The organism is Tahibacter caeni (assembly GCF_024609805.1).
GTDB classification, from domain to species: Bacteria; Pseudomonadota; Gammaproteobacteria; order Xanthomonadales; family Rhodanobacteraceae; genus Tahibacter; species Tahibacter caeni.
The window spans coordinates 1-1,804 of the sequence record NZ_JANFVR010000565.1; the positions used below are offsets into that span (position 1 = coordinate 1).

General features: G+C 70.0%; 3 protein-coding genes. All 3 read right to left on the reverse strand.

The features are described 5' to 3' along the window. Positions 1–116, reverse strand: a 116-nt coding sequence (locus NON22_RS25045) for a metallophosphoesterase family protein (protein ID WP_425508030.1), incomplete at its 3' end; no start/stop codon positions are given. Positions 117–126: 10 nt separating this feature from the next. Further along, complete coding sequence (locus NON22_RS23800) at positions 127–1,029, reverse strand: DUF1684 domain-containing protein (RefSeq protein WP_257389467.1); 903 nt, start codon at positions 1,027–1,029, stop codon at positions 127–129. Positions 1,030–1,144: 115 nt separating this feature from the next. Next, the coding region (locus NON22_RS23805) for a DNA mismatch repair MutL family protein (RefSeq protein ID WP_484600516.1) at positions 1,145–1,804 on the reverse strand (660 nt) is incomplete at its 5' end.

Sequence of the window (1,804 nt, forward strand, 5' to 3'; positions counted from 1 at the left end):
GATCGGGCCGCGGCGCCGACGTCGCCCGCATGCACGACCGCGTCGCAGTCGCGCGCGAGCGCCGCGATGCGCGCGTCGACGCTGCCGTGCGTGTCCGCGACGATCAGCACGCGCATGCGGCGCGCGTCAGTGCTTGCTGCCCTTGTACTTCTTCTCGCCGGCGTCGACGCGCAGGTTCAGGCGATTCTCCGGCGGCGCCAGCGGGCAGGTCGCATACGGCGTGAACGCGCACGGCGGGTTGTAGGCCTTGTTGAAATCCAGCACGATCTTGCCGTCCTTGGGCATCTCGGCGTAGAGGAAGCGGCCCGCGCCGTAGGTCTCCTTGCCGCTGGTCTTGTCGGCGAAGATCAGGAACAGCTCCTTGGCATCGGGGGTCTCGAGCACGGGCAGCATCTCGTAGCGCTTGCCGCCGCGCTCGAACACGGCCTTGCCGGGCACCGGATACTTCTCCACCGTTCCGAGCACGGTCGGCACTTCCAGGGTCTTCGGCGGATCGAAGGCTTCCCACTTGGCCTCGACGCGCCATTTCTCGGCGACGTCGAAATAGTCCAGGCCGAGGAAGTTCTTGCGCGTCGGCGCCTCGGTGTCGCGCACGCGCAGCGCCTTCTTGCCGCCGCGGTCGATCACGCTGAACGTGATCGTGCCCGAAGCGACCACGGTCGGCCGCGGGCTGCGGTCGTCCTGCAGCACGGCGTTCCTGTTCCGGTCGCTGCCGCCGACGACGCCGATCACTCCGGGCTCCAGCGCGAAGGTGACCTGGTCGCCCGACAGCGTGGCGGTGCCGAACTTCGGCTCCAGCCCGGCGATCACGGCGTCGTTGCCCTTGGCGCTGCCGATGGTGTTGGCACCCTCCTTGAGCCAGTGCAGGCCGACGAGGCTGAGCCAGCCCCGCTCGGCCTTGAGCCTTTCCAGGCGCTCGGCGCGCCAGATCGCGATCTCGGCGGGGTGGCGGTCCTCGGCCGAGACGTTCTCGAGCACGATGCCGGTGGAAGTCATGGCCGCGAGCGCGGCGGCGAACAGTAGCGCCATTGCTGCAATCCTCTTCTGGACGATATTTGAAACGGATGACGAAATTTCAACACGATCCTCGTGGCCGAGGCCGTTCGGACGGATGCAGGCGAGCGCGATCCGGCGACACGGCCGCTCAGCGCCCGCGCAGGAACAGGCGGTCGAGCTCGCCGATCGACAGCTGCACCCAGGTCGGACGGCCGTGGTTGCACTGGCCCGAGCGCTCGGTCGCCTCCATGTCGCGCAGCAGCGCGTTCATCTCGGGCAGGCTCAGACGCCGGTTCGCGCGCACCGAGCCGTGGCAGGCCATCGTCGCGAGCACGTCGTTGCCGGCTTCCTCGATGCGGCGCGAGCTGCCCTGGACCAGCAGGTCGGCGACGACGTCGCGGATCAGCTGCGTCGCGTCGGCGCCGTCGAGCAGAGTCGGCAGGCGCTTGACCAGGACGCTCTGCGGACCGCTGCGCTGCAGCTCGAAGCCGAGCTCGGCGAAGCGTTCGGCCTGGTCCTCGACGCAGGCGGCCTCGCGTTCGCTGAGGCTGACCGACAGCGGCACGAGCAGTAGCTGCGAGCGTATGCCCTGCCCGGCCTGCGCCGTCTTCAGGCGCTCGTACGTGATGCGCTCGTGCGCCGCGTGCATGTCGACGAGCACGAGGCCGTGCGCGTTCTGCGCCAGCACGTAGATGCCATGCAACTGCGCGAGCGCATAGCCGAGCGGCGGCGGCGCCTCGCCGGCGTCGGCCGCAGCCAGGCCGGCGGCGAACGCGGCGCCGTCGACCGGCGCCGCGAGCGGCAGGCG

What these genes read in the sequence shown, in the direction of transcription:
- NON22_RS23800 (WP_257389467.1), bottom strand. Translation starts at nt 1,029, where the DNA reads ATGGCGCTACTGTTCGCCGCCGCGCTCGCGGCCATGACTTCCACCGGC.